Annotated in this window: 19 protein-coding genes and 3 pseudogenes; 11 read left to right on the top strand and 11 right to left on the bottom strand. The window is 37.4% G+C overall.

All coding sequences use genetic code 11. The features are described 5' to 3' along the window. Window positions 1-7 precede the first annotated feature (7 nt). Entirely contained in the window at window positions 8-1,222 is a 1,215-nt protein-coding gene (locus tag MSBRW_RS11770) for an ATP-grasp domain-containing protein (RefSeq protein WP_011307477.1), read from the bottom strand. A gap of 152 nt (window positions 1,223-1,374) precedes the next feature. Further along, the gene (locus MSBRW_RS20355) at window positions 1,375-3,762 is read right to left on the bottom strand and encodes a tetratricopeptide repeat protein (RefSeq protein WP_011307478.1); all 2,388 of its coding nucleotides are present in this window, start codon (window positions 3,760-3,762) and stop codon (window positions 1,375-1,377) included. A 92-nt stretch (window positions 3,763-3,854) separates the two neighbouring features. Here MSBRW_RS20355 and MSBRW_RS11760 point away from each other — a divergent pair, with 92 nt between their 5' ends. Then, window positions 3,855-4,262, top strand: coding sequence for a VOC family protein (locus MSBRW_RS11760; RefSeq protein WP_011307479.1), 408 nt, complete (start codon window positions 3,855-3,857; stop codon window positions 4,260-4,262). 18 nt (window positions 4,263-4,280) lie between these two features. On the opposite strand, the gene MSBRW_RS11755 is transcribed toward MSBRW_RS11760, so the two are convergent. The 4 genes and pseudogenes from MSBRW_RS11755 to MSBRW_RS11745 form a co-directional block, all read right to left on the bottom strand. Continuing rightward, window positions 4,281-4,613 carry a hypothetical protein gene (locus MSBRW_RS11755; RefSeq protein ID WP_011307480.1) on the bottom strand — a complete coding sequence of 111 codons (333 nt, stop codon included), beginning with the start codon at window positions 4,611-4,613 and terminating at the stop codon, window positions 4,281-4,283. A 148-nt stretch (window positions 4,614-4,761) separates the two neighbouring features. Beyond that, window positions 4,762-6,960, bottom strand: a complete 2,199-nt coding sequence (locus MSBRW_RS20350) for a DUF2225 domain-containing protein (protein WP_011307481.1) — start codon at window positions 6,958-6,960, stop codon at window positions 4,762-4,764. Window positions 6,961-7,065: 105 nt separating this feature from the next. After that, a pseudogene (locus MSBRW_RS24475) lies at window positions 7,066-7,531 on the bottom strand (IS701 family transposase); the annotation flags it as partial. Window positions 7,532-7,684: 153 nt separating this feature from the next. Next, window positions 7,685-8,257: pseudogene (locus MSBRW_RS11745) on the bottom strand (transposase); the annotation flags it as partial. A 620-nt stretch (window positions 8,258-8,877) separates the two neighbouring features. Here MSBRW_RS11745 and MSBRW_RS11740 point away from each other — a divergent pair. From MSBRW_RS11740 to MSBRW_RS11730, 3 genes are all read left to right on the top strand, one after another. Beyond that, window positions 8,878-9,891 carry a DUF5996 family protein gene (locus MSBRW_RS11740; protein WP_011307484.1) on the top strand — a complete coding sequence of 338 codons (1,014 nt, stop codon included), beginning with the start codon at window positions 8,878-8,880 and terminating at the stop codon, window positions 9,889-9,891. Window positions 9,892-10,608: 717 nt separating this feature from the next. Continuing rightward, complete coding sequence (locus MSBRW_RS11735; RefSeq protein WP_011307485.1) at window positions 10,609-10,944, top strand: hypothetical protein; 336 nt, start codon at window positions 10,609-10,611, stop codon at window positions 10,942-10,944. 615 nt (window positions 10,945-11,559) lie between these two features. Continuing rightward, entirely contained in the window at window positions 11,560-12,516 is a 957-nt protein-coding gene (locus MSBRW_RS11730; RefSeq protein ID WP_011307486.1) for a helix-turn-helix transcriptional regulator, read from the top strand. A gap of 93 nt (window positions 12,517-12,609) precedes the next feature. On the opposite strand, the pseudogene MSBRW_RS21275 reads toward MSBRW_RS11730, so the two are convergent. The 3 genes and pseudogenes from MSBRW_RS21275 to MSBRW_RS11720 all read right to left on the bottom strand — a co-directional run. Next, window positions 12,610-12,976, bottom strand: a pseudogene (locus MSBRW_RS21275) (zinc ribbon domain-containing protein); the annotation flags it as partial. 660 nt (window positions 12,977-13,636) lie between these two features. After that, window positions 13,637-13,936, bottom strand: a complete 300-nt coding sequence (locus tag MSBRW_RS11725) for a hypothetical protein (protein ID WP_011307488.1) — start codon at window positions 13,934-13,936, stop codon at window positions 13,637-13,639. A gap of 200 nt (window positions 13,937-14,136) precedes the next feature. Beyond that, window positions 14,137-14,541, bottom strand: a complete 405-nt coding sequence (locus tag MSBRW_RS11720) for a hypothetical protein (RefSeq protein WP_011307489.1) — start codon at window positions 14,539-14,541, stop codon at window positions 14,137-14,139. A 1,806-nt stretch (window positions 14,542-16,347) separates the two neighbouring features. Here MSBRW_RS11720 and MSBRW_RS11715 point away from each other — a divergent pair. The 6 genes from MSBRW_RS11715 (at window position 16,348) to eif1A (MSBRW_RS11690) (ending at window position 20,377) form a co-directional block, all read left to right on the top strand. Then, on the top strand, window positions 16,348-16,569 hold the full coding sequence (locus MSBRW_RS11715; RefSeq protein ID WP_011307490.1) for a CxxC-x17-CxxC domain-containing protein: 222 nt from the start codon (window positions 16,348-16,350) through the stop codon (window positions 16,567-16,569). A 395-nt stretch (window positions 16,570-16,964) separates the two neighbouring features. After that, complete coding sequence (locus MSBRW_RS11710; protein WP_011307491.1) at window positions 16,965-17,171, top strand: CxxC-x17-CxxC domain-containing protein; 207 nt, start codon at window positions 16,965-16,967, stop codon at window positions 17,169-17,171. Between the two features lie 538 nt (window positions 17,172-17,709). Next, window positions 17,710-18,033, top strand: coding sequence for a translation initiation factor eIF-1A (gene eif1A / locus MSBRW_RS11705; protein WP_080565368.1), 324 nt, complete (start codon window positions 17,710-17,712; stop codon window positions 18,031-18,033). Window positions 18,034-18,606: 573 nt separating this feature from the next. Continuing rightward, window positions 18,607-18,810, top strand: a complete 204-nt coding sequence (locus MSBRW_RS11700) for a CxxC-x17-CxxC domain-containing protein (protein ID WP_011307493.1) — start codon at window positions 18,607-18,609, stop codon at window positions 18,808-18,810. Between the two features lie 676 nt (window positions 18,811-19,486). Further along, window positions 19,487-19,729, top strand: coding sequence for a hypothetical protein (locus MSBRW_RS11695; protein ID WP_011307494.1), 243 nt, complete (start codon window positions 19,487-19,489; stop codon window positions 19,727-19,729). Between the two features lie 321 nt (window positions 19,730-20,050). Next, on the top strand, window positions 20,051-20,377 hold the full coding sequence (gene eif1A / locus MSBRW_RS11690) for a translation initiation factor eIF-1A (protein ID WP_048103357.1): 327 nt from the start codon (window positions 20,051-20,053) through the stop codon (window positions 20,375-20,377). Between the two features lie 677 nt (window positions 20,378-21,054). On the opposite strand, the gene MSBRW_RS11685 is transcribed toward eif1A (MSBRW_RS11690), so the two are convergent. Continuing rightward, window positions 21,055-22,689 (bottom strand): acetolactate synthase large subunit, encoded by a 1,635-nt coding sequence (locus MSBRW_RS11685; RefSeq protein ID WP_011307496.1) that lies wholly within the window; start codon window positions 22,687-22,689, stop codon window positions 21,055-21,057. Between the two features lie 299 nt (window positions 22,690-22,988). Continuing rightward, window positions 22,989-24,353, bottom strand: coding sequence for an NAD-dependent succinate-semialdehyde dehydrogenase (locus tag MSBRW_RS11680; RefSeq protein ID WP_011307497.1), 1,365 nt, complete (start codon window positions 24,351-24,353; stop codon window positions 22,989-22,991). A gap of 289 nt (window positions 24,354-24,642) precedes the next feature. On the opposite strand from MSBRW_RS11680, the gene MSBRW_RS20345 reads away from it, so the two are divergent. Continuing rightward, window positions 24,643-25,020 carry a hypothetical protein gene (locus MSBRW_RS20345; protein WP_011307498.1) on the top strand — a complete coding sequence of 126 codons (378 nt, stop codon included), beginning with the start codon at window positions 24,643-24,645 and terminating at the stop codon, window positions 25,018-25,020. Window positions 25,021-25,069 lie beyond the last annotated feature (49 nt).

The following is a 25,069-nucleotide window of genomic DNA, read 5'->3' as shown; positions in this document are numbered from 1 at the left end:
TTGAGCATTATTTTTTATCTTCATTTTTGAGCACAGAACTTGCAGACGCTGCTTCTTTGAAAGTGATATATTCCCTCAAGTCCGATTTCAGGATCCTTTCAATCTCGCTCCAGTTACTATCTCTGGTTTCGGTAAACATGTACCCGAAGTAGCCGCGTGTTTCGTAATCCGCTTTTCTGAGTTCCAGAGGCTTTTCGAAGTCTGAAAGCAGTTTTTCGTAATCAAAATCCTTTACGTCCTTCAAATTGAGGTCTTCCGATTTGTTAAGCATAACAAAGCAGAAGCTCTTTCCGTCTTTATCTGCAAGAATTTTATTCCAGTCCGGCTCAAGCTGTTCCAGAAAGTACCTGTAAGTATTAATCCCATATGCAAAATATGCAATATCAGTAACGCACAGGCCGGCAAAGCGCATCGGGTTCAGTTCAATAGGCTGGATCCGCCTGTCCTGCGATATTCGAAGTTCCAAATGAAGGGGAAAATTCCTGAGCCCGGCCAGCTTTCCGATTTCCTTTAAAAGATCCTCAATGGCTTCCCTGTAGGTTTCTATAATCGTTTTCGAAGTAAAATATACCCTGTCACTGACATCGTTTTCCGAAGAAAAGATATGTTTGAAGATGTCGAGGACTACCGGCTTTCCTTCGCGGTTGAAATAAGCGTCAACTGCAAACTCTTCCCCTTCGATATTTCCTTCGATAATGAAATTCTCCACATTCAAAACTGGTGCCGGATAAAGCTTTTTGATTTCTTCAACCTCAGCCTTTATGGACTTCAGGACCAAATTCCATTCCTCGTTGGTGGAAACCTTATGCACCCCGAGGCTGAAAAATCCAACAGCAGGCTTTATGATAAACGGTTTTTTGATTTCATCAACCCGGATTTCGTCCAGTTCTTCAAATTTAACACTCTTGAAATATAATTCGGGGTAAAGCCTTTCCAGCAACTCTCTAAACTTAACTTTGTTTTTGAAAAGCTCGATTTTCTCAGGCAACCCGGTAAAACTAAGATTTTCCGAAATCCAGCCAATAGAGTTTTCTGAATTGGAATAAAGGGCACATTCGCCTTTTTCTTTTATTAATTTGATAAATTCAGCTTCCTCAAGGAGGTTTAGCTTTTTTTCAGTCTTCAGTCCGGCTGCCATTTCATTTTTTAAAACAGGAATATGTAATTCCGCAGCAGTATTTTTTAGTAATTCGGAGACATAAGGGTAATCGAGGATTAACATTTTTCTAGCCTTTCTTATGTATTTCAATTTGAAACCTGAAGCCAGATAATAAGATAGGTTAGTAATATTTGTTGTGGAATAATTTGTTGTGGGCCAGAATGAAATCTGAGCACAGTAAAACCAGTTTTTTTCTAAAAACAGATTAAAATGGATTATATTTTACTGAGAAGCATAGTTACAGTTCTTTTGATCAAAGAAAAAAGATATTCATTGTAATGATTAACAATAACTGTAATTATGATTCCAAATACTCCTATTCCTATTCTTTTTGGATCTAAAATCCATTTCAAAAATTGAGATAATTTATTAGGTTGAGGTATATATCCAGTCTCAGTACCTGCATAAGGTAATTGTTTGAGCCGACATACATCCATTTTTTTCGTTACATTCTCAATGATTTTCTGAATAGGACCTTCTATATTATTTGCTATTTCAGTTAATTCTTTGCGACATTCCTCAAAAGCTCTTCCATACTCTCTCGTTCCATACTTTTTATATTTGTCCAGATTCTGAATGCATCCCATTAATTTATATAGAGATTCGATAAAGAGTTCTCCTTTACTATGCTCTTGATATGCACCTTTGGCAATTGACAACTTTTCATTCCAATTTTTCAATTTATCTTCAAGCTCAGGTGTTTTTTTCTGCTTTATAACTGCAAACATATAGTCGAGCATTTCCGAAAGACAGGACATTGAAATTGAACAAGCATTACATAATTGATTATCTTTTGGAGACGCTTTGGCTGCTTTTTCATAGCATATTGACGCATCCTTAATACAATTAATGATTTTCGTAAATTTTTCAATCTCGTAAGATTCCTTGTTCCAGATTCTTTTAATTATGTCTTTGTAAAAAGGAGTTTTAATTTCAAGCTTCCGAATTTTAGCTCTTCCTTTGAGCGTATAGCCTTTAGTTAAAGAAGTGTCCTTAAAACTCTCTCCTGCCTGCTTACCTGCTTCGATATATTCGTCTCCTGAAATTTCAGCATATTCTCCACTCTTTTTATAGTCTTTTAAATTATAATATTTGTTTGCAAATTTTTCATAAAGCCATGCCAAGGATAGATGTTCCTTAACTTTATCTCCGTTTTCTCTACATAAGCGGGATGCAACTTCTGTTTCTTTAATAGCTTCTTCTTCTAAGTCTTGGAAAAACAAAAGTAAGCCATAGGCACCGTGGCTATTTGGCATTTTGGGGTCTATACCTATTGCTATTTTATACTGTTTTTCTGCCTCATCGAGTCGCCCCATTTGTTCCAGGAGCTTTCCGTAATTATAGTGTGTGTTGACATGTTTGGGGTCTGCTTCCAGAGCAAGTATATACTGTTTTTCTACCTCATCGAGTCGCCCCATTCGTTTCAGGAGATTTCCGTAGTTATAGTGTATGTCTGCATCATTGGGGTCTGTTTCCAGAGCAAGTTTATACTGTTCTTCTGCTTCCTCATGGCGGCCCATATCTGAAAGGAGAATTCCGTAATTTGAATGTATGCTCGCATCATTGGGATCTGATTCAAGAGCAAGTTTATACTGTTCCTCTGCCTCATCGAGACGCCCCATATCTGAAAGGAGATTTCCGTAATTATAGTGTGTTTTTACATGTTTGGGATCTGATTCAAGAGCAAGTTTATACTGTTCCTCTGCCTCATCGAGGCGCCCCATATCTGAAAGGAGATTTCCGTAATTATAGTGTGTGTTGACATGTTTGGGATCTGATTCAAGAGCAAGTTTATACTGTTCCTCTGCTTCGTCACGGCGCCCCATATCTGAAAGGAGAATTCCATAATTTGAATGTGTGCTCGCATCATTGGGCTCTGATTCAAGAGCAAGTTTATACTGTTCCTCTGCCTCATCGAGGCTCTCCATATTATAAAGAAGAAGTCCGTAATTATAGTGTATGTCTGCATCATTGGGCTCTGATTCAAGAGCAAGTTTATACTGTTCCTCTGCCTCATCGAGGCTCCCCATATCTGAAAGGAGATTTCCGTAATTATAGTGTGTTTTTACATGTTTGGGCTCTGATTCAAGAGCAAGTTTATATTGTTCCCCTGCCTCATCGAGGCGCCTCATATCATAAAGAAGAATTCCGTAATTATAGTGTGTGTTGACATGTTTGGGGTCTAATTTTAGAGCAAGTTTATACTGCTGTTCTGCTTCGTCACGGCGCCCCATATCTGAAAGGAGAAGTCCGTAATTGGAGTGTGTGTTGACATGTTTGGGGTCTGCTTGCAGAGCAAGTTTATAATGTTCTTCTGCTTCCATAGGTAGGTTCAAAAAGTAAGAAGCTGTTCCTGCATTATGATGAGCAACTGCTTTTTCAGATCCTGTTGATAAGTTTGCAGTGGTCTTTGCAAATACATATGCTAATTCATAGGACCCTTCTGATCCACAATAAGTGCTCAAAGATAATAACTGATCAAAAAAGATCGAATTTTTTGTTGAAAAGTTTATTGCAAGGTCAACTGCTTCATTTAAATTTCCTTCTTCATATTGTAGAGATTCAACTACAATTCTCAGCAGTTCTTCTACCACATCATCCATTTATTGGCTACCTCAATGGAACTTCAACCCGAAAAATAATTTTTAATTCATTGTTTTGAAACATATAAATAATTTTTTATATTGTGGGAAAGATGACGATTTATAGAAGTATAGCAAAAATAGGTTTCTGTGATACAATGAAAATCCTTCAAACCCTCTCCCGCCTCTACATAAACGACCTCAACTCAGCCCTCGAATTCTATGAAGAACTCCTCGGCTCCCCCGCAGCCATGCGCTTTGAAATACCACAAATCGGCCTGGAACTGGCTCAAATAGATAATATTTTACTAATAGCCGGCTCGGATGAAGCCCTAAAACCTTTCAGAAGCACGCAGGCTACTTTTCTTATCGATTCTCTTGATGAATTCAAGGCTCATCTGGAAGAAAAAGGTGCAGAAATTCTCCGGGGCCCAAATAAGGTCCCAACCGGCAGGAACATGACAGTAAAAAATCCCGACGGCTCGGTAATAGAATACGTGGAACACTCAAAAAATAACTGAAAATAAATAATTTAAATGTTATTTTTGAGCTTTTTCAATTAAATTGTTAATTACATCATCTACAGTTTCTGATTTTCGTGCATTCAAAACTGAGTAAATAAACCAAAAAGCTGAAATTATACCAGCAATATAAAATATTTTTTGCCATGTATCACCACTTACGATAAAATTATGAAAATCAGAAGTGATAACTGTTATTACAATAGTGACAAATATAGCATAAGGAGTAGTCCAGCGACTCTTCTTCTCTAATTGTTTCAGGTGATTACTTAAACAAATCCTTAAAGTATCTTCATTTATACGTATGTAAACACCTGGTACAAAGATCGTTTCTCTGGCACTGTAATCCACAGAAACATCATCTAATTTGTCTTTCTGACTTTTTTTATATTCAGGAATGTGATTCAGAACTCTCGACTCTCCCTTTTTCTATAAATCAGAATTTTTTATTTTTACGCAAATATTTTAATATTCCCATTTAGCTTGAAGAAGAACCTTTTTATCTACCAGTATTTTTGTTAATGCTAATTATATTTCTTTGAATTTTTTGAATATAAGGGTGGCCTGATCCATAAACACTCTCCAGGATTTTGAGTGCACGATTAAACATTTTGAGAGCTTCTTTATATCTTCTCATTTCCCTATTGAGAATAGCCATGTTGTTTAGAGTAATTGCAACATCAGGATGCTCTGTTCCGTAAATATTCTCCAGGATTTCTAGTGCCTGATTAAACGTTTCAAGAGCCTGTTCATATCTTCCAGTTTCTCCGTAGAGAACAGCTATATTGTTTAGAGTATTTGCAACATCAGGATGCTCTGATCCGTAATCAGTATTCTCTGATCCATAAATATTCTTCAGGATTTCTAGTGCACGATTAAACGTTTCAAGGGCCTGTTCATATCTTCCAGTTTCTCTGTAGAGAACAGCTATATTGTTTAGAGTATTTGCAACATCAGAATGTCCTGGCCCCAGCAATTTTTCACGGATATTAAGAGATTTATGATACAGGTTCATTGCCTCTTCATATTTTCCCATATCTTTGTAGATTCCTGCCAGGTTGTTGAACGCAGTCCCTACGTATGATTGATAAGCTACGTTTTCGGGGTCTTTTTGGAGAAGTTTTTGCCTCATTTCGAGTGCTTTTTCGTACTTTTGTTTTGCCTCTTCAATGCGCCCCATATCAGAAAGCAAGGCACCTAAATTGTTGATCGTCATTGCTACATCTGACTGATAGGCTACGTTTTTGGGGTCTTTTTGGAGAAGTTCTTGCCTCATTTCGAGTGCTTTTTCGTACCTTTGTTTCGCCTCTTCAACGTGCCCCATCTCGGAAAGTAAGGTACCTAAATTGTTGAGCGTCGTTCCTATGTAAGATTGATAAGCTACGTTTTCGGGGTCTTTTTGGAGGAGTTTTTGCCTCATTTCGAGTGCTTTTTCGTACTTTTGTTTTGCCTCTTCAATGTGCCCCATATCAGAAAGCAAGGCACCTAAATTGTTCAGTGTCATTGCTACATCTGACTGATAGGCTACATTTTCGGGGTCTTTATTGAAGAGTTTTTGCCTCATTTCGAGTGCTTTTTCGTATCTTTGTTTCGACTCTTCAATGCGCCCCATTTTTTGGAGAAGAATTCCATAATTTGAGTGTGTGTTTACATGTTTTGGATCTGCTTCAAGAGCAAGTTTATACTGTTCTTCTGCTTCCTCAAGGCGTCCCACATCTGAAAGTAGATTCCCGTAATTTGAGTGTGTGTTGACATTTTTGGGGTCTGCTTCGAGAGCAAGTTTATACTGTTCTTCTGCTTCCTCAAGGCGTTCCATATCTAAAAGTAGATTTCCGTAATTTGAGCGTGTGTTTACATTTTTGGGGTCTGCTTCCAGAACAAGTTTATACTGTACTTCTGCTTCCTCAAGGCTTCCCATATCTGAAAGTAGATTTCCGTAATTTGAACGTGTGTTTACATTTTTGGGGTCTGCTTTTAGAACAAGTTTATACTGTTCTTCTGCCTCCTCAAGGCTTCCCATATCCATAAGAAGATTTCCGTAATTAGAATGCGTGTTGAGATGATTGGGATCTGCTTTAAGAGCAAGCTTATACTGTTCTTCTGCTTCATCGCGTCGCCCCATTTTTTGGAGGAGATTTCCGTAATTTGAGTGTGTGTTTACATGTTTTGAATCTGCTTCAAGAGCAAGTTTATACTGTTCTTCTGCTTCCTCATGGCATCCCATATCTGAAAGTAGATTTCCGTAATTAGAATGTGTGCTGACATGGCTGGGGTCTGCTTCCAGAGCAAGTTTATATTGTTTCTCTGCATCCCCAAAGCTCCCCATTTGTTTCAGGAGAATTCCATAATTTGAGTGTGTACTTGCATCATTGGGGTCTGCTTCCAGAGCAAGCTTATACTGTTCTTCTGCTTCCATAGGTAGGTTCAAAAAGTAAGAAGCAGTTCCCGCATTATAATGAGCAACTGCTTTTTCAGGTCCCGTTGATAAGCTTGCAGCGGTCTTTGCAAATATATATACCAATTCATAGGATCCTTCCGACTCACAAAGAGTGCTCAGATCTAATAGCTGATCGAAAGAAATCGAATTTTCTCTTGAGAAGTTTATTGCAAGGTCAACTGCTTTGTTTAAATTTCCTTCTTCAGATTGCAGAGATTCAAGTACAATTTCCCGCAGTTCTTCTATCACATCATTATCCATTTACTGGCCTACCTCAATGGAACTTCAACTCGAAAAATAATTTTTAATCCATTGTTTTAAAACATATAAATAATTATAGGAGTTACGCAGTTGGCTCTTAACATATCATTTTAAACAACTTTCCCTGTCTGAAAAGTAATTTACTGTGTACAGGGGGTTATTTAAATATTCCGTCACCACCACTCTTCTAATTTTCATAGTACTTTCAAACCAGGATATTCCATTTTTGATTCTTTGTAATTCCAGTCTAAGAAAAGCTCTTAGTGAGAACTTTATATGTGCTCTTTGTGACTCTTCCTTTCTTGCCTGGCATTTTTCGACACCACAGAATTACTTTATTCCTCTATGATATTCCTCAATTTTCCACGACTTCTTTGCCAACTTCTCACGTTTTGCTTCATCCATCTCCTGCACATCTGTAACCCAGTGTTGCATGTCTCCATCTTTTGAAACTATTCAAAACACTTTTACAAATCCATATGCTTTGAGGTGAACAGCACGTTCTTTTGGAGAAATATCTACTGTTTCAAGTGGCACATTTCCTTTTGTTGTCAGGATTTACCAACTGATTATTTTTTAACTTTGTTTACCAAACGATTACTTTTTAACTTTGTTTGCCAAACGATTACTTTTTAACTTTGTTTGCCAAACGATTACTTTTTAACTTTGTTTGCCAAATGATTACTTTTTAACTTTGTTTGCCAAACGATTACTTTTTAACTTTGTTTGCCAAATGATTACTTTTTAACCTTGTAAGGAAATGCCATTCTTTCTTCCTAATGGCTTTAAGGTTTTTCACACTTGCATACCATGTATCAAATAAAATAAATTCTGGCTTAAAACCATGTTTTTCGGCTTTATCAAGCATATCGCGGAAATGGTCATTCTTCGTTTTGTCGTCTTCATCGATGTTATAAATTCGAAAATCGATAGGTATAACGGTTTTACCGTCAGTCCAAACTAAGGAAACAAGACATATCCTCTTTACAGTACGATGATGTTTCCCACTCCACATACGACGAACAAAAGCAATTTCTTCTGCGTATGGTTTATCTAATGTTGAATCGTCAACAATTAGAAATCCTTCTTCAAGCTTGACATGACTTTTTACTTCCTCCCATAGTGCTTCCGTGTCTTGAGGCTGCCTTTGAAGGCAATGAGTAAAAGCGTCATGAGAAGGAGCATTAGCTACGTTTGGATAACATCTAGCAGCTTCAGTACAACTAAAAACGTTAGAAGCAGCGATGAAGAAATTAATGTAGTCGATGTCATTACACTTGGGTGGGTTTATGTCCATAACTCCGTACGTTTTTTGTGGATTACTTATAGATAATTATATTTCTTATGAAATGAAGTTTTTGGAACTTCAAGTGCGTAAGTCCTATAATTTTTCATATTGTGGGCAGATGACGATTTATAGAAGTATAACAAAAAATCGGCCTAGAACTGGCTCAGATTGAAAATATTTGCCAATAGTCTGGTCGACCTGATGAAGCCCTAAACTCCTTCAAAAGTACGCATGTTACCTTTCTTGTTGATTCTCTTGGCGAATTTAAGGCTTATCTGGAAGAAAAAGGTGAGAAATTCTACAGGGCCCGGATAAGGTCCCAACCGGTAGGAACATGACAGTGAAGCATCCCGACGACTTGGTAATAGAATACGTTGAACATTCAAATCCTGCCTGATAAATAAAACATAAGCTATTAATTCAAAAATCCTTATCCAGAGCTCCAGAGTCGATATTTTATTTTTTTTACTCGGGCAGGAAAGGTTTTAAACTTATAAATTAACGGAATCTACAACTCATAATCATGGTTTTATAAATTTGATAGAATCGTCGCCAAAATATAGAATCATTGATATGTTATTGACACAGTCATTGATGTAGTAATCCAGGAATTTTCCAGAGGGGTACTTATGGTAAACACTAGCTTTACGCGGGATATTCAATTCCCGCCTTTGCCGCTTGAAGAATGGGAAGGTACGAAGAATACGCTGCATCTGTTCCTGCAAATTGTTGGGAAGGTCAGGCTTGCGTTGTTTCCGAAAATGAACCACTGGTGGCATGTGCCGTTTTATGTTTCAGTGCGTGGACTCACTACCGGACCTATTCCTTATGAGGACATGACTTTTGAGATGGAATTTAATTTTCGGGACAAGGAGCATGTTTTAAGGATTGAGACCAGTGAAGGGGACTTGAAAACCGTGCCTTTAAAAAGGCTTTCGGTTGCCGTTTTTTATGACAGAGTGTTTTCAAGTTTGGGCGAGCTTGGGATTATGGTGGGCATCAGGCCTGTGCCGTATGATATCCCTGAGGTAAGTACCGAACCTTTTCCATCCGATTACCAGCATACTGCCTATGACGAAGAATACGTGAACCGTTTCTGGAGAATCCTTGTGCAGGTCTGGTCTATCTTTCAGGTTTTCAGGGGCTGGTTTATAGGAAAAAGTTCGCCTGTGCACTTTTTCTGGCATCACGCTGACCTTGCCCTGACTCTATTTTCAGGCAGGCCTGCGCCTGTCAAGGAAGGAGCAAATTCTGTAGAACTTGAGGCTTCCTCACATGAAATTATCAGCTTCGGGTTCTGGGCTGGAGACCAGCAGGTAAGGGAACCGGCTTTTTATGCTTATATGCACCCGCAGCCAGCGGGCTTCATGAATGAGCCGCTAAGCCCAAAAGAAGCTTTCTGGAGCCATCAGGCCGGGCTTGCGCTTCTAAGGTATGAAGATGTCCGAAATGCAGCAGATTCACCGGAAAAAGCGGTTCTAGATTTTCTTGAGAGCGTGTACCAAGCAGGAACAAAGAAGGCAAACTGGGATATTGAGGCTCTCAGGCTTCCATCATCCGAAAAGCAACTTAAGGAGCAAGCTCAAAAGCAACACAAAGAATATGCGGATATACTGGAAAAGCTGGAAAGGCCGGATATCTGAATTTCAAATTCGAATAGTTAAGAGGCGCTTTTGCCTGATTTTCCCTTCACATTTTCTTTAGTTTTTCTTTTGCCCTTTTATATCGAATTTTCAGGAGAATATTAATTTCATTATAATTTTTTTAACTGAAGCTATTTTTAACCAGTACAAGCTGCGAAAAGCAGGTATTTTAGTTAGATATCATAAAAAAGGATTTTTATTATTTTAATATAGATTAAAGAGGTTATATATGGTTTAATTTTAAATTAAAGGTTTAGAAATAATTATTTTGGTAATTTAACAGTATTCAATCTGGGTTTATTATAAGTATATTTATATTTAATACGGCTAATATTAGAATTGTCAGTTAATAGGTGCCGGTAAAACAGTTAGGCAATTTCTTCCAGAGCTGCAAGGTCAAGTCGAAATTGCATACAAGTGAAGATCTCAAGTTAGTTAGCTTAAGGATTGAGTCCAGGTTGGTGAATTTCAGGATTGAGTTCAGGTTGGTGAATTTCAGGATTGAGTCCAGATTGGTGAGTTTAAGGATTCTTTTTCACACGTAGAGCCTATCTCAAAAGCTACTTTATTCTTGATCATTGGGAATTTTCAGAATTGTTACCATGATCAGGAGCTTTATTGATTCTTCAAAATACAAGGTCCAAAAAGCAAATTTCAAGTTTTGGGATGAACTCGTATATAAATTGTTTTTCAATCAAAAAAGTCAGGAGTTAATTTATGGTAAATACAAAGTTTGAGAGAATAAAAAAGACTTGTGCCATTTTGCTGGTACTTTGCTTTGTACTGTCAGTGACGGCTGCAGCAGCAAGCGCAGCTGGTAATAGCAAGAATAAAGACGGATATAACGATGGTTATAAAAAAGGTTACGGAGATGGCAGAAAACAGGGACAAAAAGATTGCAATAAATATGGCAGCAGAGAAACCCTCTCGAAAATCCCCTCTCCTCCCGATGACAACAGATGGACTGAGAATTACAAAGACACTTATAATAGCGGGTACAAAAAAGGATACCTCGACGGTTATAATGGATATAGATATACATGCCTGAAATAAAGGATAAAAGCCTTTGAATCCAAAATAAAAAGGTTAATTCCTGATATGATACAAAATTACCAGAGCAGAGTACTTTGTATAAAAACTCCTGTTTTAATGATCCTGTTTAGCAACGCTGTCAGTCTTTCTGTTGAATAATACAGTCTGCCATCTTTCTGGTAATTTTGTTTGCTAATTTTTTATAATCTATCCGCTTTAATAAAAATGTGAGGTTTCAAAAAGAAGGATTAGAGCACTGTCACGTTTTTTTTGTTTTATTTAAATTGAAATAAATAATAAACGATATATTTATTTATCATCTATACTTACTTAATTGTAATTTATAGCCGTACTAGTCTATAAACATGGGGAAACTGTTCAGTGAGCTGGTTTTAAAATTCTATATTTGACTTCTTGGGATCAATTTTGAAACGTGCTCATTATAGCAAAATCCAGTTTGGGTCATGGGGGCGAGTCATTGAAATCATCCGAAAAAAAGGATAACATATTTTATATTCGGAAAAATTTGAAGAGGCATCTTATTCAAATTTTTTAGCAATTTATTCCTATAACCTCGGCTTACAATACTGGATCAACTGGTAATACTGGATTAACTGGTAGAAATAACTGGAAGAGATGAACTTGAGGTTTTACATTCTGTGCACTACTGCCTTACTTGCTTTAGTGGTAACTCCCACTTCAGGGGTACCTTTCTTAGCAGACAGCAACATCACTGCAACAATCCACGGGGCAACATATGCATGGGATACCCTTGAACCCCTAAATGATACAGTGATTTGTATCAATTCCAATCCTCCTCAATCAGTGCTGGCAAAAGATGGCAATTATTCTTTTGAACTCGGACCTGGAGACTACCTTATTACAGCCAGGTATTACCGGAACAGCACTATTGTCTATTCAAAAGAAACAACTTTGAAGATTGAAGAGGAAGGAAACTATGTCTTCGATCTCCTGCTTTATCCAGTCTCCGAAAATCCCGTAAAGGAAATAACCGAAAACGAAATAAGTAATGTCAATAACGTCGATCCCACCGAAAAAACCAGGACTGGCTTTTTTACTGTAAGCTACCTTCCGGTAGCCCTCATGGTTCTTTTTCTGCTCGGCGGAGGTTATAAACTTTCCAGAAAGCAGAAAAAGATGAAAATAAACAGGTATCAGGAAAGGAGGTTCTATACATCCGGGTTTCTGGCAAATACCCTCGCTAAAATTCCTGGTTCTGGTGTAAAGCAGGGGTCTGAAAACATCCGAGATGCAGTTCCAGCAAAAGAGTTGATAATAGAGCCTGGAGAACAAGGGATAGAAGTACCAGATAATTCCAAGATTGAGCCTGCTGATTTAAGTAAATTCCCTCTCACGAAGGATCTTCCGCTTACTAAGGATCTTCGAGAAATCCTGGATGTGATTCGGGGCCACAGGGGTAGAATTACGCAAAAGGATCTGCGCAGCAGGCTGGAGTATTCCGAAGTAAAAGTCAGCCTCATGCTTTCAGAACTGGAAAAGAGAGGACTGATTAAGAAGTTCAAGCACGGGCGTGAGAATATTGTGATTTTAATAGATGAGAATTACAGGTGAACTACCCCTCAGCTAAAGACAGAGTAGCTTCTTGGTTCATTCCTCTCTCCATTGAGGACAAGTCCTCAAGCTCTTCTCCATGTTCCGTAGATGTTACAATCCAATTAGATTTTGATCTATGAGAGCGAATTTCTTGATATTGATAGTGGAATTTATGTATCTATCATGCTTTTTTCTACAATCGGGGTAAGTCCATTCTCTGTCTTTTAATTGAAGCTCTTTAAATTGAAGCTCTTTATTTGTGGTATCCACATACGTTACATAGCTTAGAAGAAGGCTCAAATTGCCCTATTCTTAACACAGTTTTCCCGAGCCATTTAGCTTTATATTCTAACTTTGTTACAAAACTGTTCCATGCAGAATCACTTATAGCCTATGGTAAATGGTGATTCTTAGCCATACCTTTAACATTCAGAATTTCCAGAGCTACAGCTTGGTTTTCACTAACAAGTCTAAGTGTTGTATCCTGAAATCATTTCGCAGACTCAAAACCATTTGGCAGTCCAATACACGATACAGCAGCAGGCGACGAAAAATGTTAAACGTTAAATGTTAAACGTTTAAGTAAATTCCAACTCCATTTTTGTATTGTGAGATGATTACGTAAAATGAAGCAAATTCGAAGTTGGACTAAAATAATGGATCACATGCATACGATATCTAAATGCAATAAAAGAAATTAAAAAAGCGAAATAATTTTGGGATAAAACAATCACAGATAAATAGCGAAAAGGAAGCTAAATTTATACGACTCAACAAAAATATAACATAACGTACTGTAACACAATGCAATAATATAAAAGAAAAAAGGAATCAGGGAGAGTTCACTTTGTTCTTCAGGGTAGAGAACTCGTGATTCTCCCATACTTTCTTATTGTTTTTAAATCCAAAGGGGTGTATGGCGAAGCAATTATCATCTTAGTTTACATAAATTGCAGCCAACTCTGATTATCTATTACAACCAACTCTGATTTTATCTATTACAGCCAACTCTAATTATCTATTACAGCCAACTCTAATTATCTATTACAGTCAACTCTGATTATCTATTACAGCCAACTCTAATTATCTATTACAGCCAACTCTGATTATCTATTACAACCGACTCTGATCATTTGTCTCAGTAGTATCTGTTATAATCGCCGTAAAATTTGTTATAACCTCCTAACCATTTTATATACATATTGAACCATTTCATATAAGCCGTGTACCATTTGTTGTACTCTTTGCCATGTTTCTTATTGTTCCGCTTTTTCCTGTCGTTGTCCCACTTTCTCTTATCATTATCCCATTTTCTCTTGTCGTTGTCCCACTTATTCCTGTCATTGTCCCACTTTTTCTTTTTGTTGTCCCACTTATTCCTGTCGTGGTCGTCAAACTTGTTCCTGTTGCCATCCTGTTTGTTCCTGTCATCTGTCATTGTCCAAGGGTGCTGCACTTACTGATGCAACCGCCACTGACAGCACAAAACAGAATGCCAGGAAAAATCCCAGCATCTGTCTCATTTTCAACACATGACCCACTCCCAACTTCAATCAAAACTACTTCTTAATCCAGATCGTTGTTTATTTAATCGAGGAGTGTATGACGAGATAATTGTCTTTTTACAGCCAATTCTCATCATCTGCTTCCATAGTGGCCTTTATATACTGTAGAAAATACGTAGCAGTACTCATAATAATAGCTGTAGAATTTATTGTAAGAACTGTAAAATATTTTGTAGCTGACGAACCAGCTCATATACGTTTTGTACCATTTGTTGTACTCTTTGCCATGTTTCTTATTGTTCCACTTTCTCTTGTCGTTATCCCACTTTCTCTTGTCGTTATTCCACTTTCTCTTGTCGTTATCCCATTTTCTCTTGTCGTTGTCCCATTTTCTCTTGTCGTTGTCCCACTTTTTCTTGTCGTGTTTGTCAAATTTAAATTTGTTCTTGTTGTGATCCCAAGGCGCTGCACTTGCTGCTGCAGCTGTCACTGACAGTACAAAGCAGACTGCCAGGAAAATTCCCAGTATCTTTTTCATTTCCAACACATACCTCACTCCAGAAATTTATTTAAACCCCATTTATTTTTAAAACTTTAATTATTTTTTTTATTTTTTATTTTTATTTTTCTTTATATTACTCGATTTTGTTTTGTACCTTAAATTACCTGTTTAATTTACCTATTCTGGTTGTCTTGCCGACTACATGCAGCTTGACAATTCTAAAATTCGCTATATTAAATATAAATATACTTATGCCAAAAAATAGCTTAAAAAGGTTTAATTAATAAAATAATAGTTTTAAACGATTTAATTTGAAAAATAAAGGTTTTTAAAATTTAAAAGTTATTTTTGTCTACATATAACGTATTTAATACATATAAACGGCCTTATTCTCGGGTTTTCAAGGAGATTTGCTAAGATTTGAGGTATATAAGCCTCCCAACACATTCAAATAAATCGGGCCGTATTTGCTCTTTAAATACGATCAACAATTAGACTTATAGTTGTGTCTTCGAATTACCGCTCCTGGTATTTATTACGCAATTTTTACCTGAATACAGGGTCTTTAAGCAAAAAAAGGATTATTGGAATTATTTAATTCAAATAAGTTTTTTTAAACTTTAAAATCTGTATATATGAACAAATACTTTATATAACATGGAAAAGGCTCCTTAAAACCCTTTTTTGTTTCAAAAAAGCGATAAATTTGCTTATCTATTTTTCTAGGAGCATGTATAAGAAACTACTTTACGGTTATTGAAAGCACAAGAACTATGCAGTACACAGCTTAACTAATAAACCAGTAGCATGAACTTAAATGCTCTTTATCATTCCCGCTGGTTTGCTGGACATGATAAGGTCCCAGAACCTCAGCCCGGTTTCATCAAACACGTCTATGGTCAGATGCTTGCGCTTTCGGTTGGGTATTCATAAATAACTTCTGACAAAATTTGGCATTTTTAGCGAATAATAGGCTAAGTGGTGGTCTTTTAAGGTGAAGTGATAATTTATTACTAAGGAATAATTAAATAATAAACTCAAGTTTTCACTTTGGTCACTTTGGTAATGGCCATATAATTCCATTTTCCAAATAGCCTTCAAAGATAATATTGGTACATAATGAGCCTATCCCATAACTCAAAACTGCTTCTCTAAATCTCGAATAGGGAATGATCAATGGTTTTCAGATCACGGAAAATAGTTCTGAAACTTTTATCTATTTGAGGATAAAATTGGTTTTAGGATAGGCTCAATGATTGAAATTATATTTTCGTCATTCCTAAGGTCGCGCAGAAGGTCACGAATACTCCGTCCTTTACAGGCTATCCGACAATTATTGGTAGTAATGAAAAAGTGCTAAAAAGAAAGCAGATAAAACCTTTTAATCAGAAAAGAATGAATTCGTTTATTACTGAAGGTAATTGTCGGACAGCTTGTTTAGGGTGGAGTGGCCTCACTCAATTTAATTTATTAATTAGTACTCATTGTCTCTTTGTCAAAACTAGCCTACAATTTTTAATCCCTTTTTACAGATTTAATGTCTTTCCCATATTGCTGAAACATGGCTACTAAGTCAAGCCATTATACTTACTTTTTTCAATTAAAACAGCGATTTAAGGCCCGGAATATTTTATTTCATTTGCAGACTTTTATTGTTAGAATTCCGGATTCTTCGCAGATATATTTATATACGATAAGAGCTTGGGACATATTGGCAGTAAAAATAAAGAGTCATATAATCTGTTATTAAAAACTTCACTTTTGTTTTTAATAAAAGAATGTATAGATCTTATTTTTATAGCAACCTACACTATATCCGCTATAAGCGAAGGTGAAACTAATATGAGTTTTAATGACAGAGGGAACTCTTTCAGGGGAAGAGATAGCAACCGGGGAAATAGAGACAACAATCGCGGAGGTTTCAGAGGTGGCAACAGCGGCCCCAGAGAAATGTACCCTGCAGTTTGTTCTGACTGTGGTGCAGAGACCCAGGTTCCATTCAAGCCAGCTGAAGGAAGACCGGTTTACTGCAGAGACTGCCTACCAAACCACAGGAAGTTCTAAATCCATAAATTCCAGAATTTTCTTATTTTAATTTTATCACTGGAAACTCTCCTGTAACAGGGGTTTCCAAACTCCTTTTATTCTTCAAACTCCTTTTATTCTTCAAACTCTTTTTATTCTTCAAGCTCTTTTTATTCTTCAAGCTCTTTTTATTCTTCAAACTTTTTTATATAATCTCTATCCCAGGATTTTTTTCTCTTTGAGGAACTTGCTTCTATTTTCTCCGGTTAGTATTGGATTAGTCTTATATAACATGGAAGTGGTTATATATTCAGTAAAAATAATGAGACATATAATCTGTTATTAAAAACTCCATTTTTGTTTTTAAATAATGAGTTATATCTGATCATGTTTTTATCGAACATACGTATCACTATAAGTGGAGGTGAACGAAAATGGGTTTTAATGACAGAGGAAATTCCTACCGTGGTGGCAACCGAAATAGCGGTCGCGGTGGTTTCAGGGGTGGCAACAGCGGTCCCAGAGAAATGCACAAGGTTATCTGTTCTGACTGTGGGGTTGAGACTGAGGTTCCATTTAAACCGACCGAAGGGCGGCCGGTTTATTGCAGGGATTGCCTTCCTAACCACAGGAAGTTTTAATATAAAACTCCTTAGTAAAACTCAAGTTAAGTGTTGATTCGAAAAATCTCAACACGTGTTCCATTTTTAAACTGTGTTCGTATCTTATGGCCGGTGAAGGATATCCAAACACTAAGTTTTATGTATTTTCATAATTTATTTGCTGAGTGGGGCATAAGTACTATTGCAGATGTAGTACTATTGCAAATGTTTTTTATAGCTTATATTGTATAAAAGTACCCTGAAGGGAGTTTGAAGCAAACTCTCAGTATATACAAAAACGTAACACTAAAGAACAATTAAAGGATCTTTAAGAATCTTTGAAATAAAAACGCTTCCTGAGGCTCAGGGCTTTTCTGAGATTACAGATCTTTAAAGAATTTTTCAATTCCTATCAATTTATGAACCTTAAAATCAAAGTACATGAAGTAGCCATAGATACAGAAGTTTTGAAAAATCTGACATAATAAAAGCAGATCGTAATCAAATCTGGCATAATAAAATTTGACATAACAAACTAATAATAAGAGGAATTAACCTGGCGAACTATAGAAGCAATATAAGAAAAAGAAAAGCAGGGACTAGAAGCTCAGTGCCCGCTACTCAGGAAGTAACAAGAGTACGCACACCACGTAGGGAAAATCACGAAGTTCTGGCAACAGTATCAAGTTTACTTGGTTCAAAAAGAGTCACATTGCAATGTATGGACGGTGTCGTCCGAATGGGCCGGATTCCTGGATCCAAAAATAAGAAAATGTGGATCCATGAGGGAGATGTAGTAATCGTCGCTCCGTGGGATATTCAGGATTCTAAAGCCGATGTGATCTGGAAGTACACAAGGCCCCAGGTTGAGTGGCTCGAGAGAAAAGGGTACCTCAAATAAGTACCGAAATAGTACCGTAAAACTTGATAAAACCAGCTTACTCTTACTATATTCAGGTTTTAACCAGTTTTCGGTTAACTTCTTCCCCTCTTACATATTCCTTCTTCAAACACTTACCTTTAATCTCTTCAACTTACTTTTACTCTTATTAACTCAACTTTAACCTTTTTAACTTGTTTATAACTCACACAAAAGCCTTTAATTTTTTACCTATTTCATTCAGTCTCACTAACATTAGTGTTTAACCTCTTAGTTTTTCTCACTTGGATGATGGAATTCAACTTGTAATTGTATAGTTTCTGTCAATTGTAGTCTCTATCCATAAGAAACTATCTGATGAAGGTTTTTTAAAATTAGAATAAGTAGAGATAACCCTAAAGCGGTAGGCGCTTTTGGCGGGATTTAGATTTTTATGAGTAAAACTTATATAATTTGACTGTATACTAAGAACATTAAAAATAAAGAGATGTATAATCTGTTATTAAAAACTAGTTTCTGTTTTTAATCAAAGAGCAATATACAACCTTATTTTTAAACTATGTACTATCCGCTGTAAGCGGAGGTGAAAAGAAAATGGCTTTTAATGACAGAGGAAATTCCTTCAGGGGAAGAGACAGCAACCGTGGAGGTTTTGGAGCTCCCAGGGAAATGTACAATGCAATCTGTTCTGACTGCGGTGCTGAAACTCAGGTACCTTTCAAGCCTGACCCTGACAGACCAGTCTACTGCAGAGATTGTCTTCCTAACCACAGGAAACCCAGAGAAAACAGATATTAATATCCGGTTCACTCAATAGTCTACTTTACAAATTATGTCCGTTTCGTTTAGCTTGAACAGGCTAAACGGACTCTCTTCTTTTTATGATGTCACATTGAATAAGATTTTTATTTGAACGATAATAATCTTCCTGTAACTTATTTATATATCTTAGAGATTTTAAAGTCTTTTGTAATTTTTTTAAATAAAGACGGCAAGTTCCCACGTATATTGATGCCTATTTCACGTATATTGATGCCTATTTCACGTATATTGATGCCTATTTCACGTATATTGATGCCTATTTCACGTATATTGATGCCTATTTCACGTATATTGATGCCTATTTCACGTATATTGATTCTTATTCCGCATATATTGATATCTATTTCACGTATATTGATCTATATCCCACATAATCTGTATCCCATATATATTGATATATCTTTCTTGAAAAAAATCTTTATTTCTTTTAATTTATTTAGGATTTTTAGACTTTTCTGGCCATTTTTTCACAGAAAGATTTATATAAATAAATAACTAGGTAGAAGCGGTTGAAAATAAAGAGATATATAATCTGTGATTAATAATCCCATTTTTGTTTTATTGATAATTATATCCGATGACGTTTTTATCGAATACAGGTATCCGCTATAAACGACTGTGAAACAATAATGAGTTTTAATAACAGAGGAAAATGGGTTTTTATGATAGAGGAAATTCTTACCGCAGCGGCAACCGAAACATACATTACAGATGTTTCAGAGGCGGTAACAGCGGCCCCAGCGAAACGCACAAGGTCATCTGTTTTGACTACCTGACTACGGGATTGAGACCAGAATTCTATTCAAACGGACCAAAAGAACGTCTGTTTATTGCAATAGAGAACTTTTTGATCACAGGAAACCCTAAATATGATCTCAACTGCGTGTCAATGTAAAATCTGAGCCAGTTTAATACATAATCCGAATTGACATTCAGTTCGTTTTCACTTATTATTCTCTTTGTTTTTTACCTTTTATTGTGGGAGATTTCTTGGGAACCAAAAACGGAATAAAAAATAACAATTTAACCAGAGAATTCAACCAGAGCTTTCTAAAAATGATTGAGACCTAATACGGTTAAGATCTATATAGATATTCGAAAAGACGGAAAAACGGGCCGAACTGAGGATAAAATCAGGGAAAGCCTATTCAAAATTAAAATAGTTAAACTAAAAACCAGCATTGGAGGAATTAATTTGGCCAATTACAGAAGCACTATCAGACACCGAAATTCAGGATCAAGAAAATCGGTTTCAGGAGATACTCATGAAGTAACAAGGGTACGCACTCCTCAAAAGGACAGAAACGAAGTCCTGGCAACAGTACTAAATTTACTTGGTTCTAAAAGAGTCACACTACAGTGTATGGACGGTGTGGTTCGAATGGGACGAATTCCTGGGTCCAAAAAAAAGAGAATGTGGATTCGCGAAGGCGATATAGTCATAGCGAACCCATGGGAAATTCAGGACTCCAAAGCCGACGTTACCTGGAAATATACAAGGCCACAGGTCGAATGGCTTGAAAGAAAAGGATACCTTAATTGAGGATGCCTGAAATACTTTATTCACTTTGAGAGATAATTTTAATTTGCGATTCAATTAACCTGTGGCCAACCTCTGGTTTTGGAAAATTGGGTTTAAAATCAGCAGGATATGAAACCACAAGCTCAAGAACCGCTTAAAATTTATAAGACTAAATACCTGAAACTCAAATTGAAAATTGAATAGTCCCAAGGTGGTATAACTGAAATTTCGTATTTAAAAATCCTGCAGTCAATTTGCAATCAGTCAACCTGGTTATTGATATGGGAAAATATCTCCCCGTTAACTTTACTGATTTCGTTTTCCTGAATTTAATTACTTAATTTGATAACATTTAACCTCATTTTAACGCTTTATTTCACTTTAATACTTTATTTCATTATAACGCTTTATTTCACTTTAATGCTTTATTTCATTTTAACGCTTTATTTCACTTTATGCTTTTCTACTCATTTTTCAACCATAACAAGTGTTTACCGGAACTTCAATTTCCCTAAGGGAATGTTCCTTTACTAGGTTCAGAATACTTGATCCAGAATGCCCTGTTCAGAGCAATAATTTCACTCCAGATGATCTCTTATGAAATTTCAGAATTTTTACCTGGGGTCTTCTTCGGACTTTTTAATATTCCATGGTCTTTCCGACGTCTCAGCTAGTGGATTCCTAATAATGTTTTCCAATCAGAACTTACATGTCAGCTTTCCCAATTCTATCGAGAAAGTTTCATAGTTTACGGAATAGTCAATCGGGCACTCAATAACTGCCACCTTATTCAGGGAGAAAGCTTTCTCCAGAACTTCTGCAAGGTCATCGTCTTCCTTGATCCTGATACCCACAGCCCCAAAGCTCCTGGCAAAGAGAGAAAAATCAGGATTTCCATAGTTCAGCCCGAAATTCTCAAAATGCATCTTTTTCTGTTTCCACTTAATAAAGCCGAAACCATTGTCATTGAGGATAAGGACAACAACAGGGATTTCATAGCGGATTGCGGTCTCAAGTTCCTGGCAGTTCATCATAAAACCCCCATCCCCACAGATTGCAAGCACGCGGCGCTCCGGATGAAGTAGTTTTGCGGTAATCCCTGAAGGGAGACCTGCACCCATGGTTGCAAGGGCATTGTCAAGGAGCACGGTATTGGGGGCATAGGTCTTGTAAAGGCGAGCGAACCAGAGTTTATAAATCCCATTATCCAGTGTGATTATGTCTTCTCTCCCCAGCACCTTTCTGACACTCTGAACTACAGCCTGTGGGATGGGAGGATAGCTTTTCCTGGCAGCACCATTTATTTTTTCCTTAATGAAATTCCTGGTGTGTTCAAAGATCGGAAATTCCCGTTTTTCCGGAATACTTGCAGCAAGTTCCCGGATTGAAGAGGCAATATCCCCGATGACTTCTACTGTGGGGTTAAAGTATCTATCAGGCACGGATTCCACAAAATCAATATTTATGATCTGTTTGTCCAGTGTACTGTTCCACAGGTAAGGAGGATATTCAACTATATCATACCCAATAGTGATAATAAGGTCAGCCCCGTCAATTCCACAGTTAACATAATCCCTTGCATGAATTCCTGTGGCAAAGAGACTGTAGCTGCAGTCATCAGGAACGACTCCTTTCCCCATCTGGGTATGCACTAGGTAGATGCCTGTATTCTCGACAAAATTTTCGAGCTCCTCAGTAATAGCTTTTCGGTTTGCTCCTGAGGAAACTATGATCAGAGGATTTTTAGCCCCACAGATCATAATTGAGGCTCTTTTTACAGCCTCGGGATCAGGGTAAGGAATTTTAATTTCGCTTCGCTTCTGCACCGTCGCCTCAGTTTCTTCTTCAGCTACGTCTTCAGGAAGCTCGATGTGTATAGCTCCTGGCTTATCAGCTTCAGCATGCTTGAAGGCATTACGGAGCACCGTAGGGATCATTCCAGGATCGGTAATGGATACAGCCTTTTTGCAGAGAGGCTCCATCATTCTGATAGCGTTTACAAGCTGGAAGCGGGCCTGCCAGTTGTCAATTAGGGCTTTCTGTCCGGATATGGAAATAAAAGGCGCTCCTATAAGCTGTGCCTGGGCAACGCCTGTAACAAGATTTGTGGCTCCGGGTCCAAGTGTTGAAAAGCAGACTCCTGGCTTTCCGGTTAGCCTCCCATAAGTTGCAGCCATAAAAGCCGCAGCTTGTTCGTGTCTTGTTACGATCAGTTTGATTCTGGAGGTCCTCAGTGACTCAAGCAGGTCAAGGTTTTCTTCGCCTGGCAGTCCGAATATATATTCAACGCCTTCTTCTTCAAGCTGGGCAACAAAAAGATCCGAAGCTTTCATGAAAAAACTCCAATATAGCTGTATGGCTTTTATTTAAGCCGAATTTGCCTTAACTCATGTTTGTTTATTAAGCATTGGTTAAGTTATTTGTTAAACTTAATTGAGTTTACTATTTAGGATTAAGCAGATTTTCAAACTTAAACAAACTGATTTTCAAACTTAAACAAACTGATTTTCAAACTTAAACAAACTGATTTTCAAACTTAAACAAACTGATTTTCAAACTTAAACAAATTCTCTTAATTCTGGATAAGGTTTATTCAATAAAAACTTCAATCAAAATTCTCAGCCCTTTAGATTCACTTGTTGACCACAACCGTTTTTATGTTCACAAATTCCTTGAGCCCATAATGAGAAAGCTCTCGTCCGATTCCTGATTTTTTTACTCCTCCAAAAGGCAGCCTCGGATCTGGTTTAACCATTCCATTAATGACCACAAATCCGGATTTTATGCTTTTTGCCAGTCTCTGAGCTCTTTCAAGGTCTCTGGACCATATTTCAGCTCCAAGTCCGAACTCGGTGGAGTTTGCAACTTTGACTGCCTCATCTTCGTCTTTTACCGTGATCACCGGGACAATGGGCCCGAAAACCTCTACATTGCAAACCTTCATATCGGTACTGGCTGCAGGAATGAGGGTCGGTCTGAAGAAAAAACCCTTACTCTGTTCCTCTCCGTAAACGTGGGGTTCTGCACCTTTCTTTTTTGCGTCTTTCAGGACTCTTTCAAGACTATCGAGAAATTCTTTCTTTGCAAGAGGTCCAATATCGGTTTCTTCATCCATAGGGTCCCCGATTTTCAGTTTCTGAATTTCAAGCTCAAATGCCTCAATAAAGTCCACAGCAATATCTTCCAAGACAATAAATCGCTTGGCAGCAATATGGCTCTGCCCGGTATTCAGAAAACTGGACTTTGCAGCAACCTGCACAGCTCTCTCGAGATCAGCGTTTTCTAGTACTATGAAAGGGTCCGAACCTCCCAGTTCAAGTACAAGAGGTTTTACCAGGCTTCCTGCAAGTTCCCCTATCTCCGAGCCTGCGTCTATGTTGCCAGAGAGTGAAATCCCATCGACCAGTTCTTCTTCAATAATTTCCATTGCAGTTTTTGAGTCAATTAACAGGGTATTGAAAACATTTTCAGGAAATCCGGCCTCAAGAAATATTTTTTCAATTTCCAGCGCCGAAGCAGGCATATTCGAAGAATGCTTGATTACGCACACATTTCCTGCACACATTGCAGGCACCGCAAACCTGAAAACATGCCAGAACGGGAAACTCCAGGGCATCATCCCGAAAATTAATCCAAGAGGCTCAAAGGTTACGTAACTTTTTTCAGCTCCGATATCCACAACTTCGTCTTTCAGAAACTCTGCCGCGTTTTCTGCGTAATAATCACAGAGGCAGGCGCATTTTTCAATCTCGCCTCTTGACTGTCTGATAGGTTTTCCCATCTCTTTCGTAATAATTTCGGCATAAATTTCGGCATTCTGCCTGATGACCTTCCCAGCCCTTGAAAAGTATTTTGTTCTTTCCTCAACAGATAACGAACTCCACCCGGAAAAGGCAGCCCTGGAATTTTCAATCCTGGACTCACATTCTTCGAAAGAAAACGAATCATATGTCCAGTTTACTTCTTCAGTGTAAGGATTAACGGATTTTATTTTCATGACTTCCCCCCAAAAAAGTCATTTAAAGGTCATTTAACAATATTGGAATTCCCAGTATTATAACTTAAGGAAATCGAACAGAATATAAAGAATCTGGATCTTACCTACGTTCAAAAAGCATAATAAAAAGGAAACATCTGAGGCATATAACTGAAACATCCGAGACATATAGCTATCTTTAATCTCATGTGATGAACTATATTCAGAATCTAGTAGGAATTGTTATAAAATCCAGACATCAATTATAAAGTATCAGTTAATAATAACATAATTATAAGTGGGGGAAAATATGAAAAAATCATTGATTATTTTGATAGTATTGTTCGGTGTATTCCTGGCCATTGGATGCGCTGGTCAGCAAGCTCCAAATGAAACGGAAACTCCAGTCCAGGCTGTAACCGGGGCTGAAGCAGTAACTGGAACTGAAGCTGTGACTCCGGTTCAGGAAGTCGTAACCGCAACTGAAGCTGTAGAAGAAACTCCTGTTACAGAAGTAACTTCAGCTGAGGTAGTTACTGAAGCAGAAAATGTAACTGGAGTAGAAAACGTAACTACGCATATGAGTAGTACCCAAAGAAAGAAGGAACGTATTCTGGAGAACATTCAAGCTAAAAATAATACCAGCGGAGGTGGAGTAATCAAAGTAACTCCCAGCAAGGGTTCCTAAAATCATTTGAGGGCATATTAGATCTCTACCCTTATCCAGATTTTATGGG

Source organism: Methanosarcina barkeri str. Wiesmoor, from assembly GCF_000969985.1.
Lineage (GTDB): Archaea > Halobacteriota > Methanosarcinia > Methanosarcinales > Methanosarcinaceae > Methanosarcina > Methanosarcina barkeri_B.
The sequence above is the reverse complement of the archived record's forward strand: the minus strand, read 5'-3'. Positions and strand labels throughout refer to the sequence as shown.